Origin of the sequence: Streptomyces sp. CY-1, assembly GCF_047218265.1 — a bacterium.
Lineage (GTDB): Bacteria > Actinomycetota > Actinomycetes > Streptomycetales > Streptomycetaceae > Streptomyces > Streptomyces niphimycinicus.
Genome location: NZ_CP178393.1, coordinates 4992849 through 5009309 on the forward strand (window position 1 = coordinate 4992849; position 16461 = coordinate 5009309).

Annotated in this window: 12 protein-coding genes and 1 tRNA gene; 9 read left to right on the plus strand and 4 right to left on the minus strand. The window is 71.2% G+C overall.

Annotated features, from left to right (window positions below; all coding sequences use genetic code 11):
- Positions 1 to 141 precede the first annotated feature (141 nt).
- Positions 142 to 3408 (minus strand): SUKH-4 family immunity protein, encoded by a 3267-nt coding sequence (locus tag ACK1X7_RS21265; protein ID WP_413115519.1) that lies wholly within the window; start codon positions 3406 to 3408, stop codon positions 142 to 144.
- A gap of 5 nt (positions 3409 to 3413) precedes the next feature.
- Positions 3414 to 4391, minus strand: a complete 978-nt coding sequence (locus tag ACK1X7_RS21270) for an SMI1/KNR4 family protein (RefSeq protein ID WP_413115520.1) — start codon at positions 4389 to 4391, stop codon at positions 3414 to 3416.
- A gap of 196 nt (positions 4392 to 4587) precedes the next feature.
- Between ACK1X7_RS21270 and ACK1X7_RS21275 the strand changes: the two genes are divergently transcribed.
- Both ACK1X7_RS21275 and ACK1X7_RS21280 read left to right on the plus strand, forming a co-directional pair.
- The gene (locus tag ACK1X7_RS21275) at positions 4588 to 5109 is read left to right on the plus strand and encodes a YwqJ-related putative deaminase (protein ID WP_385116503.1); all 522 of its coding nucleotides are present in this window, start codon (positions 4588 to 4590) and stop codon (positions 5107 to 5109) included.
- Complete coding sequence (locus ACK1X7_RS21280) at positions 5106 to 5687, plus strand: SUKH-3 domain-containing protein (RefSeq protein ID WP_385138773.1); 582 nt, start codon at positions 5106 to 5108, stop codon at positions 5685 to 5687. Before ACK1X7_RS21275 ends, ACK1X7_RS21280 begins: the two co-directional genes overlap by 4 nt.
- 217 nt (positions 5688 to 5904) lie before the next feature.
- On the opposite strand, the gene ACK1X7_RS21285 is transcribed toward ACK1X7_RS21280, so the two are convergent.
- Positions 5905 to 7494 (minus strand): sensor histidine kinase, encoded by a 1590-nt coding sequence (locus tag ACK1X7_RS21285; protein ID WP_413115521.1) that lies wholly within the window; start codon positions 7492 to 7494, stop codon positions 5905 to 5907.
- A 189-nt stretch (positions 7495 to 7683) separates the two neighbouring features.
- Here ACK1X7_RS21285 and ACK1X7_RS21290 point away from each other — a divergent pair, with 189 nt between their 5' ends.
- The 7 genes from ACK1X7_RS21290 to ACK1X7_RS21320 all read left to right on the plus strand — a co-directional run bounded on the left by ACK1X7_RS21290 (position 7684) and on the right by ACK1X7_RS21320 (position 13330).
- Positions 7684 to 8544 (plus strand): hypothetical protein, encoded by an 861-nt coding sequence (locus tag ACK1X7_RS21290; protein ID WP_385138915.1) that lies wholly within the window; start codon positions 7684 to 7686, stop codon positions 8542 to 8544.
- 28 nt (positions 8545 to 8572) lie between these two features.
- A tRNA-Gln gene (locus tag ACK1X7_RS21295) sits at positions 8573 to 8644 on the plus strand.
- A gap of 116 nt (positions 8645 to 8760) precedes the next feature.
- Positions 8761 to 10218 (plus strand): bifunctional UDP-N-acetylglucosamine diphosphorylase/glucosamine-1-phosphate N-acetyltransferase GlmU, encoded by a 1458-nt coding sequence (glmU, locus tag ACK1X7_RS21300; protein WP_413115522.1) that lies wholly within the window; start codon positions 8761 to 8763, stop codon positions 10216 to 10218.
- A gap of 71 nt (positions 10219 to 10289) precedes the next feature.
- On the plus strand, positions 10290 to 11267 hold the full coding sequence (locus tag ACK1X7_RS21305; protein ID WP_398158199.1) for a ribose-phosphate diphosphokinase: 978 nt from the start codon (positions 10290 to 10292) through the stop codon (positions 11265 to 11267).
- Positions 11268 to 11467: 200 nt separating this feature from the next.
- Complete coding sequence (locus tag ACK1X7_RS21310) at positions 11468 to 12067, plus strand: 50S ribosomal protein L25/general stress protein Ctc (RefSeq protein ID WP_390792153.1); 600 nt, start codon at positions 11468 to 11470, stop codon at positions 12065 to 12067.
- A gap of 84 nt (positions 12068 to 12151) precedes the next feature.
- The gene (pth, locus tag ACK1X7_RS21315; protein ID WP_385138759.1) at positions 12152 to 12742 is read left to right on the plus strand and encodes an aminoacyl-tRNA hydrolase; all 591 of its coding nucleotides are present in this window, start codon (positions 12152 to 12154) and stop codon (positions 12740 to 12742) included.
- Positions 12743 to 12811: 69 nt separating this feature from the next.
- Positions 12812 to 13330, plus strand: a complete 519-nt coding sequence (locus tag ACK1X7_RS21320; RefSeq protein WP_385138756.1) for a hypothetical protein — start codon at positions 12812 to 12814, stop codon at positions 13328 to 13330.
- Between the two features lie 294 nt (positions 13331 to 13624).
- On the opposite strand, the gene ppc is transcribed toward ACK1X7_RS21320, so the two are convergent.
- Positions 13625 to 16348 (minus strand): phosphoenolpyruvate carboxylase, encoded by a 2724-nt coding sequence (gene ppc / locus ACK1X7_RS21325; protein ID WP_390792154.1) that lies wholly within the window; start codon positions 16346 to 16348, stop codon positions 13625 to 13627.
- Positions 16349 to 16461: the final 113 nt, after the last annotated feature.

The following is a 16461-nucleotide window of genomic DNA, read 5'->3' on the forward strand; positions in this document are numbered from 1 at the left end:
CATAACGCGACACTCCGCCCAAATCTCCGGCCGGGACCGCCGCCGGTGACAACAACGACGAGGCGCCCGCCCCCGTCACGGGGGTCGGGCGCCTCGATCGCCGTTCATACGGTGCGCGCGGTCAAAGCCGCGCGGACGGACCTACAACAGACCGTCCCACATCTGCTCCAGCAGCACCGCCCACCAATTGTCCGGGGCCGACAGCGCCGCCGGATCCAGACCCGCGAGCTGCGCCTGGAAGTCCACCGTCCAACGGCCCGCCTGGTCCGGCGTCAGCCCGTACCGCAGCCGCCACATCCGGCCCAGCAGCGCCATGCAGCGCACGAACTCCGGCAGCCCGGTGTTCACGAACTGCGGCGGCGTCGGCTGCGGCGTCGCCTCCAGCGGCACCGCCACGATGTTCGCCGTGCCGTACTGCACACAGAGCTGACGGCCGAAGTCATTGCCCATGACCAGGTACGACCCCGCGTCCGACGCGGACTGCACGCCACGCTCCGCCGCCAGCTCCGCCAGCGTCGGCACCGGACGGCCCGCCTGCGCCTGCGCCCAGAAGAACGGACCGAAGTCCAGCGGCAACCCCGCCCACACCAGCGTCTGCGCCACCACCTCCGGAACGCCCATCCGCGACACCGCGCGCTGGTCGAAGCGGACGATGCCCTGCGGCCCGAACGCCTGGCCCAGCTCATGCGCCAGCCCCTCCGGCGGCACCGGCGGAATCGGCTGCACCTGGCTGGGATGCGGCAGCGGCACCCGGTTCGGCGCCGGACGGGCCGGGCCGTCCGCCACCTGATGCAGCTCGCCCTGGTGCTCCAGCAGATGACGCACACCCTGCTGCCGGGTCGCGTGATCACGGCCGTACGGAGCGGTATGGCTGATCCGCACCTGCGGCCAGCTCTCCCGGATCATCCGGGCGCAGTAACCACCGGGCAGATCACAGGACTCCAACTCGGTGTGCAGCTCCAGCACCTGCTGCGGCGGCACATTCATCGCCCGCAGCTCATGCAGGATCTGCCACTCCGGATGCGGCGTACCGGGCGCCGAACGACGGATCAGTTGCTGCTCCGAACCGTCCTGCGCGCGGTAGCGCAGCACCGCCATATAGCCCGGACCCACGGTCGGCTGACCGGGGGGCGGCGGCGGATACGCATAGCCGGGCTGCGACCCCATGCCCGGCACGGGCGTACCGGGAGCGGGCGTACCCGGGGCGGGCATACCGGGCGCGGGCATGCCGGGGGCAGGTGTGCCGGGCGCGGGCATACCCGGAGCGGGCATACCTGGAGCGGGCGTGCCCGGCGCGGGTGTGCCGGGCGGCGGGGCCAGGCCCTGGACCGGAGCACCGGCGGGCGGCGGCATGCCGGGGGCGCCCGGCGCGCCCGGTCCACCCGGATACGACGGCCCGGCCGCGCCCGGCGGGGGCGGCGGCGTATGCGGACCACCCGCACCGGGGACACCGGGTGGGCCGGGCGGCTGCGGGCCGGATGGGGCACCCTGGCCCGGAGCGCCGGGCATACCGGGCGGCTGCGGGGCACCGGGAGGCGGGGTCTGACCACCGCTCGCGAGCATCGTCGCGGCGGCGTGCACCCCACCGCCTGGCGTGCCCGGCGCACCCGGCGGAGGCGGCGTCTGCCCACCACCGTGCCCACCGGGGGGCGTCTGCCCGGCACCAGGCACCCCGGGAGGACCAGGGGGGCCGGGCGGACCGGGAGGACCGGGAGGACCGGGCGGCTGCGGGGCGCCCGGGGGCGGCGTCTGACCGCCGGGCGCACCCGGACCACCCGCGAGCATCGTCGCGGCGGCGTGCACCCCACCGCCTGGCGTACCGGGCGCACCCGGCGGAGGCGGCGTCTGCCCACCACCCTGCGCACCGGGGGCACCAGGAGTGCCGGGAGCACCAGGCGGACCAGGAGGGCCGGGCGGCTGCGGGCCGCCACCGGGGCCGTCGGGGCCGAGCTGCGAGACCAACTGCGTCGGTACGTACCCCCCGGCCGGAGCGCCGGGGGCACCGGGACCGGACGGCCCGGACGGCGGCGGAGGCGTGGAGTCCGCACCCGGCCGGGCGCCGGGCGCACCGGGCGGCGGGGGCATCGCGCCGCCGCCCGCCTTATGGGAGGCGGCGTCCGCTATGTCACCCGGGTCTGCACCGGCACCCGGAGCGGCACCGGCACCGGGGCGGCCCTGCTGCGCGGGGAAATCGAGGGACGGGGCGACGGCCGTGGGCGGCAGCGAGCTGCCGCCGGACATCAACTCGGTCTTGGCGTCGGGCCGTACGCCCGGCGGCGGAGTGTCCTCGTCGTCGGAGCCCGCGAGCGGCGGCGCGAAGACCGTGGCGGGCGGGGCGACCGACCGATCGTCGTCACCCTTGATGTCCGTACCGGCCCACGGCGTACTGTCGCCGGGCGTGGCCGCGTTGCCCGCCCGGCCCCCCGAGGAGGGCGTACCGGCATCCGGCGCGGGCGGGGCCCACGGGGTCGCCCCACCGGAGCCCGCCCCACCGGGCGGAGGCGGCGCGCCCTGCCGGCCCTCACCGCCGGACGGGGCACCCGGGGCGGGCCGGACATCCTGCTGCGAACCGGACGCGAGCGGGCGCGCGACACCGTCGGACGGCCAGTCGTCCACAGCCCCGCCCCGCCCCTTCGGCGCACCCGGAACAGGCCCGCCAGGAACAGGCCCAGGCGGAACGGGCCCAGGCGCGGCAGGCGGACCCGGAACAGGCGGCGCACCCGGCGCGCTGTGCGGCGCGTCCGGCCCGGCGCTCCGCGCCCCGCCGTCCGACGGCCAGTCGTCCTCGCCCGAGATCCTGGGTGCCGACACCCCGGGCCCGGCCCCGGGCCCACCGGCCGACGGCCAGTCGCCCTCCGGAGGCAAGGCAGCCGAAGCGGCGGAAGAAGCAGAAGAAGCGGAAGGAACGGACGGGGCAGGAGGAGCGGAAGTCACGGAAGGCACCGGCGCGGACGCATCGGGCGCGCCCCCGCCCGGCTCCGCCCCCGGCCGCTGCCCGGGAAGGTCCGCCGACCCCTCGGACCGGCTGCTCATCGCGTCCGCCGCCTCCTGAAGCCACTCCGGCGGAGTGAGCAGGAAGGACGTCGCGTTCAAGTCGATGCGCTCTTGCCGGCCGGTGGTGGACTCGTCACGGGAGCCATCGGTCGTGCCGTACCGCTCCTCGTAACGGCGGATCACCTCACCCACCGGCAGCCCCGGCCACAGCGTGGTCTCGCCGCTGTCGCGGGCGATCACCATCCGCGTGCCCTCGGCCCCCCGGCCCGAGACCGGCCCGTCCGCCCGGTCCTCGGCCCAGACCACAAAGCCCAGGTCGAACTCCCGGACCCGCGCCTCGCGCTGCTGATAGGCCGGCATATCGCCGTTGATCCAGAGTTCCGCGCGCTCCTGCGCCTGTGCGAAGGTCACCATCGCGCTCACCCCTCCACCGGGACGGCGTACGCGAATCCACCGTCCACCATCAGGTTCGCCACGGTCTCCAGCTCCGGCGGATTGCCCGCCAGCCGGAGCAGGAAGGCGTCGAAGTCGTCGCCGCACGGCAGCAACAGCCGCCCCATCCGCTCCTGGACCGTCCAGCCGTCACGGTCCCGCGCATCGTCATACGCACAGAACCACACCGAGCCGATCGCGTCACCCTTCACCTTGACCGCGATCACACCGCCCTGGACGAAGCCCACGCCCAGATAGTCCTTGGTGAAGTGATCCCGCAGACACTTGTTGATATAGACGAGGTCATTGACCGCCGCCTCATCGCGCACCGTGAAGAACGGCTGGTCGATCAGCAGCCCCAGCTCCGGATCCAGCGCCGCGCCGACCGGTGCGCAGCCGCCCGCCGCCTTGAGGAAGGCGCGATACGACTCGGGCAGCCGATAGCCCAGATCCTCCTCCACGCCGAGCACCTGCTCCTCGGTGACCGAAATGCCCCTCAGCGGCAGGCCCACATGGATCGGCCGGGTCTCCTGCAACGGGCGGGTGCCCCGCTTCTCCTGGTCGACCTGCGCCGTCGCAAGCCCACCGTGATGCCGCAGCAGCGCCTTGACCTCGACCGGAACCAGCTCCATCCGGCGGGTGCCGACCACGTGGTGCCAGGTCCAGCCGTGCGGCGTGGCCACCGCCGACGCCCCGTTCCACAGCTCATGACCGGTGGCGTGCAGCGCCGCGTTCGCCGAGACATAGTCCGTCAGCCGAAGCTCGTCCACGCCGAACCCCTCCGGAGGCTCGGCGATTTCGGCGGCCGCACGCGCATACGGCGAGAAGTCCGGAAAGCCTTGTTCGTCCACTCGGACGCCCTTGGGGTGGCGCGCGGCCCGGACGGGATCCGGGAAGTGCACGACCTGCCCGGCGTAGGCCGTGTTCGGTGGCGCGGCATGCTGCCCGAGCCGACCTGTCGTCATGGCGGTTGCCCCCTGCTGATGCTGGCTACTGGGCACAGCCTATGCGGTGACGCAACCGGCCGAACCGGGCGGCCATCCCCCCTCACGACGGCCTCCGCCCCCACCAGGTCGTTCAGACCCGGACTACCGCAGCGCCCACGGGATTTGGCAATCTGATCATTGCAACCGGGGGATTGCACAGGGAGGGATCCACCACATGCACATCACGCAGAGCAACGGAGGCGGCGACGGAGCCGCCCTCGCGGCCGGCGACCCCCGGCTGAGATGGAGCAGCGTCGACCCCGACGCCGGCCCGCCACCGCTCCACCGCCGCCGCGACGGCATCCTGCCCGCCGTCGCGGCCGCGCTGTCCGTCCGTGGCGAGACGCTGACCTGCACCGGAGGCAAAGCCGAACAGCCGCCGACACTCCACCCACTGGTCCAGGAATTCCTCGACGCACTCGCCAGCGGCCAGCGCGAACGTTTCACCGGCCGCTGCCCCGAGGCGATCCTGCTCTCCCGCCACCTGGCCAACGTCGAAGCAGGCCGCTCCAAACGCGCCTCCCGCAAACCGCTCACCCAGGGTGAGGCCCGCCGCTCCCTCAAACAGGCCAAACTCACCACCCGCAGGATCCGCGAGGCGGGCGACCCCCAGCACGGCAGCTACGCCCCGCCCTGCCTGTCCTGCGCCGCACTGCTGGCCCACTTCGGCGTACGGATGGTGGGTGAGACCACATGAACCAGGCACATCAGGCACCACAACCACCACAGGCCCCGGAGGCCCCAGGGGCGGCGCGGACACCCCCGACACGCCCGGCCCGACAACCCATCGACCGCCTGGACGTCACCCGCTTCTCCGTCGCCGTCGACGCCGCCCTGCGCAACGCCGGCTGGCAGCCCGGCCGCTGGGACATGCACCGCGCCGAAGTCTGGGCCGACACCCTGCGCGCCCACACCTCCCCCGCGGGTCACCGGCACACCGTCTTCCCCGCCGCCGTCGAGGCATGGGCCGAATTCGGCGGACTCCACATCCAGCCGCCCGGCACAGGCCGCGAAATCGCCCCCACCCCCTTCCGCATCGACCCCCTGCACGGCCTCCACCTCGCCCGCACCCTCGGCGACCTCGGCCACGCCCTCGAAACCGAGATCTGCCCCCTGGGCGAAGAATCCGACGGCCAGGCACTGCTGACCATCGACGCGGAAGGCCGGGTCTACAGCCTCGACCACACCGGGGACTGGTACCTCGGCCCCACCCTGGACGCCGCCCTCAGCACCCTCGTCACCGGCGCGCTGCCGGCCAGGCTGACCCGCGCGTAACCGGAACGCCGCACGTAACCCAGACACCGCGCGTAACCCACGCACCGCACGCGATCCGACCGGCCGCAGGCACTGAGCAGGTCAGAGGAAGACCGCTACGGTTCGGGCAGCGCCCAAAGAGGCGCGGGGCCGTGTCGATGCGCGGCTCCGCCGCGTGGCCAGCCACGACGGCGCCGCAGTCGGCCGACAACGCATCGCGACACTTCCAGCGGAGCGCTCAGGCACTCCGCGCCCGCTCCACGCCCCCGCCGCGGCCCTCGGCCGCGGTGCCATCCACCAAACGGCCCTCCGGCCGATCCCCGCGGCCCATGTGATCCTTCTCATCCCCGCCGTCGGTGTGATCCGTATCATCCGTGTCATCCGTGCCGTCCGGAATCACCGCCGACACACGGAAGCCACCCGCCTCCGTGGCCCCCGACACAAAACCCCCACCGAGCGTCGACACCCGCTCCCGCATCCCCACCAGACCATTCCCCCCGCTCGGCAGCCCGGCATCCGCCGCACCCCGCTCCGACGGCCCGTTCTCCACCTGAACCGCGATCTCGGCCGAACGATGCGCCACCCGAACCCGGGCACTCGCGCCCGGAGCATGCTTATGCACGTTGGTCAGCGCCTCCTGCACCACCCGATACGCCGTCTGCTCCACCGGAGCCGCATACCGCCGCTCCTCACCCTCCACCGACAGCTCCACCGCCATCCCCGCCGCCCGGGACTGCCCGACCAGCGCCTCCAGCTCCGCCAGCCGCGGCCCCCCGAGCGCCCCCGCATCCCGCCCCGCCGACCCCGCGGCCCGCGCCGCCGCCGACGCCGCGGCCGCCACCGACGCCAGCGGCCGCTCCTCGGCAGAAGACCCCGCGGCATCCACGGACGACCCGTCGGCATCCGCAGAAGACCCGGCCGCATCGGCGACCGGACCCCCGGCAGCGGACCCGGACCCCGAAGCGACAGCCGCCGACGCCGCACCCGGAGCCCGCAGACCATCCTCCGACCGCAGCACCCCCAGCATCTGCCGCAACTCCGTCAGCGCCTGCCGCCCCATATCGCCCACCAGCGCCGCGTTCTTCGACGCCTTCTCCGGATCCTTCAGCGCCACCGCCTGCAACGCCGCCGCATGCACCACCATCAGACTCACCCGGTGCGCCACCACGTCATGCATCTCCCGCGCGATCCGGGTCCGCTCCTCATTGCGCGCCCACTCGGCCCGCTCCTCCGCCCGATCCGCCAGCAGCGACAGCTCCCGCTCCAGACCGTCCGCCCGCTCCCGCAGGCTCTCCACCAGCCGCCGCCGGGCCCGGACATACAACCCCAGCAGCACCGGCGGAGCGGTCAGCCCCAACGTGAGCACCATGGCGAACATCGGGGCCTCCCACACGGAGGTCCCCAGCCCACTTTGCGGATTGTCCTGCCGCAGGCCGATCACCGTGACCAGGAAGCTCCCCACCGCCGCCATCCCGGCCAGCAGCGCCGTGATCCGGCGCGGCACCTCGGACGAGGCCAGCGTGTACAGCGATACGACACCGAGCAGCAGACCCATTTCGGCGGGCGTGATCGCGATCGATATCAGCACCACGGCGATCGCCCAGCGCCGCCGCAACACCAGCGTGGCCCCGACGACCACCCCCATCAGCACCCCGGCGGCAACCGGAATCCGGGCTTCATGCGCAAAGAAGACACCCTCTACGGCACACTCCACCGCCGACACCACGGCGAGCAGGACATCGAGCCCCATACTCCGCCGCCGCGACCACCACCACGGCGCCACGGGCACGCCCCGCGCGCCCGTCGCCTCTTCCCCCGTCGAACTCATAGCGACCAGCCTACGGCCGGGCGCCAGCGCTTTACCCGGGGACACGGCGGCGCACAAGAGATTCGAACATCAGGTAAAACCGCCCATTTAACTCGAACGAATGAATCGCCCACGTTTTCGACCCGGCGCGTCCGCATGCCGAACGACCCTGTGGCCATGAACGCACCACGGCGCCGCGACGGCGACAGCATGGGCGGCCTCCTCGACGGGTCGACCACGTTCGAAGAACTGAGAGAACGGGCGATCGCATTACGGAAGGAGGGGATGAGCCGCAGACAGATCCGCGACCGGCTGAAGGTGAGCAACAACGACATCCTGAACCGCCTCCTGGAGGGCGAGCCGCCACCCGAGTGGACAAAGCGCCCCAACGCCAAGGACGACCTCCGGGCCAGGGCGCGCGAGATGCGACTACGGGGGATGACCTACGACAGGATCCAACTGGAGCTCGGCTGCTCCAAGAGCTCCATCTCGCTCTGGGTCCGCGACCTGCCGAAACCGGACCGGCCGCCGCGCACCCGGGAGGAGGCTTCGGCGATCGCCAAGCGGGGATGGGAGGCGACGCTGCGACAGCGGGAGATCGAGCGGCAGCGGACGAAGCTCGCGGCGGCGAGGGAGGTCGGCAAGCTGACGGGCCGGGAGCTGTTCCTGGTGGGAGTGGGGCTCTACTGGTCCGAGGGTTCGAAGAGCAAGCCGCACAATCCCACCGAAAGAGCCACCTTCATCAACAGCGACCCCGACATGATCCAGCTCTATCTCGCCTGGCTTTCCCTGCTCGGCGTCGAGCCCGAACGGCTGCGCTATCGCGTGATGATCCACGAATCCGCCCAGGTCGCCGACGCGGAACGCTACTGGGCAGAGCTCATTGGCGTGGACGTCACCACCCTCGAGAGAACGACGCTGAAGAAGCACAACCCGAAGACGGTTCGTAAGAACGTGGGCGAGGGATACCGGGGCTGTCTGGTGGTCCGCGTCCTCAAGAGCGCTGACCTATACCGTCGCATTGAAGGCTGGTGGTACGGCATAGTGGTGGGGGCCAGGTCGACGATCTAGCAGATTGTCCGATTTGGCGCTTTTGCCATCCCCTGTGGTGTAATCGGCAACACGACCGGTTTTGGTCCGGTTGTTCCAGGTTCGAGTCCTGGCAGGGGAGCTTCACCTTCCGTTTTCCCGGGTCCCGACCGTCCGGCTCGGGACCCTCCTTCCTTTCCGCCCGGAAACCTCTCGGTATCCTGCGGGTGTCCACCCCCGAAGCCGAAGGGCACACCCGTGAGCGCCAACCGCCCGGCAGCCGTCGTCGTCCTCGCAGCGGGTGAGGGCACCCGCATGAAATCGGCGACCCCGAAGGTTCTGCACGCCCTCTGCGGCCGCTCCCTCGTCGGGCACGTCGTCGCCGCCTCCCGTGAGCTCTCGCCCGAGCATCTCGTCGTCGTGGTCGGCCACGCCCGGGAGCAGGTCTCCGCGCATCTGGCCGAGATCGACGCCGAGGCGCGCACCGCCGTCCAGCATGAGCAGAACGGCACCGGGCACGCCGTCCGGATGGGTCTGGAGGAGCTGTCCGACAGCGGGGTCGCCCTCGACGGCACCGTGATCGTCGTCTGCGGTGATACGCCGCTGCTGACCGGCGAGACGCTCCAGCGGCTCGCCGCGGCGCACTCCGGCGACGGGAACGCCGTGACCGTGCTGACCGCCGAGGTCCCCGACGCCACCGGTTACGGCCGGATCGTGCGGGACGACGCGAGTGGCGCCGTCACCGCGATCGTCGAGCACAAGGACGCGACCGACCCGCAGCGGGCGATCCGTGAGATCAACTCCGGGGTCTTCGCCTTCGACGCGCAGTTGCTCACCGACGCTCTTGGCAAGGTGCGCACCGACAACAGTCAGGGTGAGGAGTACCTCACCGATGTGCTCGGCATTCTGCGCGAGGCCGGGCACCGGGTGGGCGCGTGTGTGGCGGCGGATCACCGGGAGATCGTCGGGATCAACAACCGTGTGCAGTTGGCGGAGGCGCGCAGGCTGCTGAACGACCGGCTGCTGGAGCGCGCGATGCTGAGCGGGGTGACCGTCGTCGATCCGGCCACCACCTGGATCGATGTGACGGCCACTTTCGAGCCGGACGCGCTGGTGCAGCCGGGTACCCAGTTGCTGGGGGCGACCCATCTGGCCGCGAATGCCGAGGTGGGGCCGAATTCGCGGCTCACCGACACCACGGTCGGTGCGGGTGCGGTCGTGGCGTTCACGGTGGCGGACGGTGCGGTGGTCGGCGCGGGGGCGAGCGTGGGGCCGTACGCGTATCTGCGTCCCGGGACGCGGCTGGGCGCGAAGGCCAAGGCGGGTACGTACGTGGAGATGAAGAACGCCACGATCGGCGCGGGCACCAAGGTGCCGCATCTGTCCTATGTGGGCGACGCGACGATCGGTGAGCAGACCAACATCGGTGCCGCGAGCGTCTTCGTGAACTACGACGGTGTGAACAAGCACCACACCACCATCGGCAGCCACTGCCGGACCGGGGCCGACAACATGCTTGTGGCTCCCGTCACGATCGGGGACGGCGCTTATACCGCCGCCGGATCGGTCATCACCAAGGATGTGCCCCCGGGCTCGCTCGCCGTCGCACGCGGACAGCAGCGGAACATCGAGGGCTGGGTCGCCCGCAAGCGCCCCGGAAGTGCCGCGGCACGGGCCGCCGAGGCCGCTCGTCGGGAGGACGAGGGTCAGCAGTGACATGTGCACAAGTGCGCCGTGCGGGGCGTACGGTGAGAAGTGCACCAAAGCGACATCCAAGGAGACTTGTTGTGACCGGGATCAAGACGACCGGCGAGAAGAAACTGATGTTCTTCTCCGGCCGCGCCCACCCCGAGCTGGCCGAGGAGGTCGCCCATGAGCTGGGCGTCAGCTTGGTCCCGACCAAGGCATTCGACTTCGCCAATGGCGAGATCTACGTACGCTTCCAGGAGTCCGCGCGCGGTGCCGACTGCTTTTTGATCCAGAGCCATACGACTCCGATCAATAAGTGGATCATGGAGCAGCTCATCATGGTCGATGCGCTGAAGCGGGCCTCCGCGCGCTCGATCACGGTGATCGTTCCGTTCTACGGCTATGCCCGGCAGGACAAGAAGCACCGTGGCCGTGAGCCCATCTCGGCGCGGCTGGTCGCGGACATGCTGAAGACGGCGGGTGCCGACCGGATTCTCACGGTCGATCTGCACACGGACCAGATCCAGGGCTTCTTCGACGGTCCGGTGGATCATCTCTTCGCGCTGCCGGTGCTGGCGGACTATGTGGGTGCGAAGGTCGACCGTTCGAAGCTGACCGTGGTGTCGCCGGACGCCGGCCGGGTGCGGGTCGCGGACCGCTGGTGTGACCGGCTGGGCGCGCCGCTGGCGATTGTGCACAAGCGGCGGGATCCGGATGTGGCGAATCAGGTCACGGTGCATGAGGTGGTCGGTGATGTGCGGGGCCGGGTGTGTGTGCTGGTCGACGACATGATCGACACGGGTGGCACGATTTGTGCGGCGGCGGAGGCGCTGTTCGCGAATGGTGCGGAGGACGTGATCGTGACGGCCACGCATGGTGTGTTGTCGGGTCCGGCGGCGGACCGGTTGAAGAACTCGAAGGTCAGTGAGTTCGTGTTCACCAATACGCTGCCGACTCCGAGTGAGGTGGAGCTGGACAAGGTGACGGTGCTGTCGATGGCTCCGACGATCGCTCGTGCGGTGCAGGAGGTCTTCGAGGACGGCTCGGTGACCAGCCTGTTCGAGGAGCACGCGTGAGCGGCTTAACCTGCTCGGTCCGGGTCTGGAGGCCACTCCCGTACGGGGGTGGCCTCAACCGTTGGTAGAATTGTGGGGTTGCTCGGCGAGGGAGGCCGCGTTCTATCGCGGCTGTCCGTTATCGACGCGCTCTTCGTAGCAAGGTCTGTCGTGGGCCGGGTGACGCCCACACACCGTAAATGATCTACGAGGAGTGCCCCATGGCCGAGGTCAAGATCTCCGCTCAGCCCCGTACCGAGTTCGGCAAGGGTGCGGCCCGGCGTACCCGTGCGGCCGACCGTGTTCCCGGCGTGGTCTACGGCCACGGCGTGGACCCGCTGCATGTCACGCTTCCGGCGCATGACCTGCTGATGGCGCTGAAGACGCCGAACGTGCTGCTGCGTCTGAAGGTCGAGGGCGGCAAGGACGAGCTGGTCATCCCGAAGGCCGTGCAGCGTCACCCGATCAAGATCGGCGTGCTGGAGCATGTCGACCTGCTGCTGGTGAAGAAGGGCGAGAAGGTCACCGTGGAGGTGCCGATCCTCACCGAGGGCGACCTGGCCCCGGGTGGCAACCTGCTCGAGCACCTGCTGAACGCTCTGCCGGTCGAGACCGAGGCGACCCACATTCCGGAGTCGGTCACCGTCTCCATCGCGGGTCTGGACGCGGGTGCCACCATCCACGCCAAGGACATCACCCTCCCGGCGGGCACGACGCTGGCCGTCGAGGAGGACGCGGCCGTGCTCCAGGTGGTCGCCGCCCAGGCCGAGGCTCCGGCCGAGGAGGGCGCCGAGGGTGAGGGCGAGGGCGCCGAGGCGTAGTCTTCGGCTGCTCCCTTCCGCTTTTCCGGCCGCCGTCCCGCCTCTGTGGTGGGGCGGCGGCCGTCCTCAAGGAGAGACTTCCAGATGACGGACGACGCGAGCCCTTGGCTTGTGGTGGGCCTCGGCAATCCCGGGGGCGAGTACGCGGGCAATCGCCACAATGTGGGCTTCATGGTGGCCGATCTGCTGGCCGGGCGGATGGGTGCCCGGTTCAAGGCGCATAAGTCGCGGGCGCAGGTCGTCGAGGGCCGGGTGGGTCCGCCGGGGCCGTTGAGCCGCCGGGTCGTGGTCGCCAAGCCGATGTCGTTCATGAATCTGTCGGGCGGTCCGGTGACGGCGCTGCGCGACTTCTACAAGGTGCCGGTCGGTCATGTCGTGGCGGTCCATGACGAATTGGACATCGATTACGGGGCGCTGCGGTTGAAGGTCGGCGGGGGTGACAATGGCCACAATGGGCTGAAGTCGATCACCAAGTCGCTGGGTGCGGATTACTCCCGGGTGCGCTTCGGGATCGGCCGTCCGCCGGGTCGGATGGATGTCGCGGCGTTTGTGCTGAAGGACTTTTCCGCTGCGGAGCGCAAGGAGTTGGACTATTTCGTGGACCGTGCGGCGGATGCGGTGGAGACGCTGATCGCGGATGGGCTGGAGCGCGCGCAGGGGACGTACAACTCCTGAAAAACACCGTTCGCCCGTTTGTTCGGCGGAAGGTTGACCGGGCGGCCGGGGATGGCAAGGATCGCCGCCATGGCTTCCACCGGTGTGACCAAGCGCAGCCGTACGCGGCGGGCGGGCGAGAGCGCGTACGGGCTTCTGTTGCTGGCGAGGAACGTGGCGATGGGGCTTGTCGCGCTGCTGATCCTGGTGGCCGGGGTGTGGTCGTCCTGGGATGAGGCCAAGCCGACGATGCTCACCAAGGGGCTCGAGCGCGGCACCGTGACGGTTTCCGACTGCGGCGACGACTGGTGCACCGGCTCGTTCGCGCCGGCCCGCGCGGGTGGGGCGACCCATGGCCGGGTGCGGGTCGACAAGGCGGTGACGGACGGGACGGGCGACCGGGTTCCGGTGGTCCTCAAGCCGGGCACGGACCGCGCCGTGCGTACGGGTGCCGCGGGCGTCCTCCACGCGTGGGTCCCCTTCGGCGGCTCGCTCCTCCTCACCTCGCTGATCGTCGCGGGCGGCCTCGGTCTGCGCCGCACGGGCTGGACGATGGGCCTGTTGGGCGCGGCCCTGCTGGGCGCGTCCTTCGCGACGCTTACGCTGTAGCGTTTTTCCGGCGCCCCCGCGTCTGGGCTCGCCTCTCGTCAGGCGCCACCCCGCCATCGGGTGACCGCCCGCGTGGCGCGCCTGGTTCGGCACCGCCGGACTCCGCCGTAGGGGTCCTCGCCGTCGCGGCGGGGAAGAGGTGGCGCACCCCCCTGGGGCAGGGCAGCGGCGGAGCCTGCTGCTTGTCGGGGGCCGGGGGCGGAGCCCCCGGGAACGTCAACTCCCCAACACACACCGGGCGGGCCCGCTCCCCACAGGGAGCGGGCCCGCCCGGTGTCGGGGCGTACGCCCTGGTCAGCCCGTGTTGCGGAGGCCCGCCGCGACACCGTTGACCGTGAGGAGCAGCGCGCGGCCGAGCAGCGGGTCGGGCTCCTCGCCCCGTTCGCGCGCGGTGCGCTGACGGTGGAGCAGGGTGACCTGGAGGTACGAGATCGGGTCGAGGTAGGCGTCCCGGACGTGGAAGGTCTGCTTCAGCACCGGGTTGGAGTCGAGGAGTTCGCGCTCACCGGTGATGCGCAGTACCTCTCGTACCGTCAGTTCGTGCTCTTCCTGGATGACGTCGAAGACGTGCTTGAGGTCCTCGGGGACCAGCGTGTCGACGTAGTGGCGGGCGATCCGCAGATCGGTCTTGGCCAGGGTCATTTCGACGTTGGACAGGAAGTTGCGGAAGAAGTGCCAGTGCTGGTGCATTTCGTCGAGGACGCCGTCGAGTCCGGCTTCGCGGGCGGCCTTGAGGCCGGAGCCGACGCCGAACCAGCCGGGGACGATCTGCCGGGACTGGGTCCAGCCGAACACCCAGGGGATGGCCCGGAGTCCGTCGAGGCCGGCGCCGGAGTCGGGGCGGCGGGAGGGCCGGGAGCCGAGGTGGAGGTCGGCGAGCTGGTCGACGGGGGTGGAGGCGAAGAAGTAGGCGGGCAGGTCGGGGTCGTCGACGAGGGCGCGGTAGGCGCCGTGGGCGGCGTCGGAGACGGTTTCCATGGCCGCGTCCCAGCGGGAGAGTGCCTCGTCGGACTGGCGGGGCGCGGTGTGCAGGGCGGATGCCTGGAGCGTGGCGGCGACGGTGAGTTCGAGGTTTTCGCGGGCGAGCGAGGGCACGAGGTACTTGTCGGAGATGACCTCGCCCTGTTCGGTGACCTTGATCTCGCCTTCGAGGGTGCCCCAGGGCTGGGCGAGGATCGCGTCGTGGGTGGGGCCGCCGCCGCGGCCGACGGTGCCGCCGCGGCCGTGGAAGAGCCGCAGTCGTACGCCGTGCCGGTGGGCGACGTCGCGCAGCAGTCGCTGGGCGCGGTGGATTTCCCACTGGGAGGTGGTGATGCCGCCGAACTTGGACGAGTCGGAGTAGCCGAGCATGACCTCCTGGACGTCGCCGCGGAGGGCGACGAGCCGTCGGTAGGAGGGGTCGGCGAGCATTTCGTCGAGGAGCTTGTCGGCGATCTTGAGTTCTTCGGTGGTCTCCAGCAGCGGGACGATGCCGATCTTGGCCCAGCCGGCGTGGAGGTCGATGAGTCCGGCCTCGCGGGCGAGGACGGCGGCGGCGAAGACGTCGTCGGAGCCCTGGCACATGGAGATGATGTAGGACTCGACGATTTCGGGGCCGAAGCGCTCGAAGGAGTCGCGGATGGTGCGGAAGACGCCGAGGGTCTTGGCACCGGCGGCGTCGAGGGGGGCGGGGCTGGGGGCGAGGGGGCGCCGGGAGCGCAGTTCCTTGGCGAGCAGCTTGCGGCGGTAGTCGCGGGGCATGTCGGCGTAGCGCCAGGATTCCTCGCCGAGCCGGTCGAAGAGCTGGCCGAGGGCGTGGTGGTGGGCGTCGGCGTGTTCGCGGACGTCCATGGTGGCGAGTTGGAGGCCGAAGGCGGCGAGGGTGCGGATGGCGCGTTCGAGGCGGCCGCCGGCGATGAGGTGGCCGCGGTGGGCGCGCAGGGAGTCCTGGATGAGGTGGAGGTCGGCGAGGAGTTCGCCGGAGCCGAGGTAGTCGCGGCCGGGCTGGTGGGGGGTGTCGCCGGCGAGCCGTTCGCGGGTGTTGACGATCTTCTGCCGCATGCAGGTGGCCTTGAGCCGGTAGGGCTCTTCGGCGTTGAGCCGCTTGTAGCGCGGGCTGATCTCGGGCAGTAGTTCGAGGTCACGCTGGAGGGAGGCGAGGAGTTCCTCGGAGGCGCCGGTGTTGCGGATGGAGCTGGAGAGGGCGGCGCGCAGGTCGTCGATGATCTCCAGGGCGTCGGTGATGCCGTGTTCGTGCTGGAGGATCAGTACGTCGCGGGTCACCTCGGGGGTGACGTTGGGGTTGCCGTCGCGGTCGCCGCCGATCCAGGTGCCGAAGGTGAGGGGGCGGGTGGTGGCGGGCAGCTCGACGCCGACGCGCATCAGTTCGGCGGTGAGGTCCTCGAGGACGTCGCCGACGGCGCCGGCGTGCAGTTCGTCGAGGTAGTAGATGGCGTTGCGGGCCTCGTCGGCGGGTTCGGGGCGGGCGACGCGCAGCTCGTCGGTCTGCCAGAGCAGGTCGATGTTCTCGGCGAGCCGCAGGTCGGCGCGGCGGGAGTCGCCGCCGCCGACGGCGGGGGTGTCGAGGAGTTCGGCGATGCGGCGGAGCTTGGTGAGGACGGTGCGGCGGGCGGCCTCGGTGGGGTGGGCGGTGAAGACGGGGCGTACGCCGAGGTGGGCGACGGTCTGCCGGAGGTGCTCGGGGTCGGCTTCCTTGAGCTGGTCGGCGGTGCGGGCGAGGATGCCGCCCTCGGCGGCGCGGCGGGTGCGCAGCTCGCGGCCGCGGTGTACCTGTTCGGTGACGTTGGCCAGGTGGAAGTAGGTGGAGAAGGCGCGGACCAGCTTGGCGGCGGTCTGGAGGTCGGTGGAGCCGAGCAGGTCGGCAGCGGCCTCGCCGTCACTGCGGGTGAGGGCGCGGACGCGCTCGACGAGTTCGAGGAGGTCGGGTCCCTCCTGGCGGACGAGGGTCTCGCCGAGCAGGTCCCCCAGACGGCGGATGTCGGCACGCAGAGCGGCGTTGGTGTGGTCGGCACTGCTCACAGGTGCGGGCTCCTTGCAGTGAACGGGGTTCGAAGCGCGGCATCAGGGCTTGCGCGGCGGGCGCCGCGGGCTGCTGACCCGGTGCTTTCGGCCATGTGCGGACCGCGCTGTCC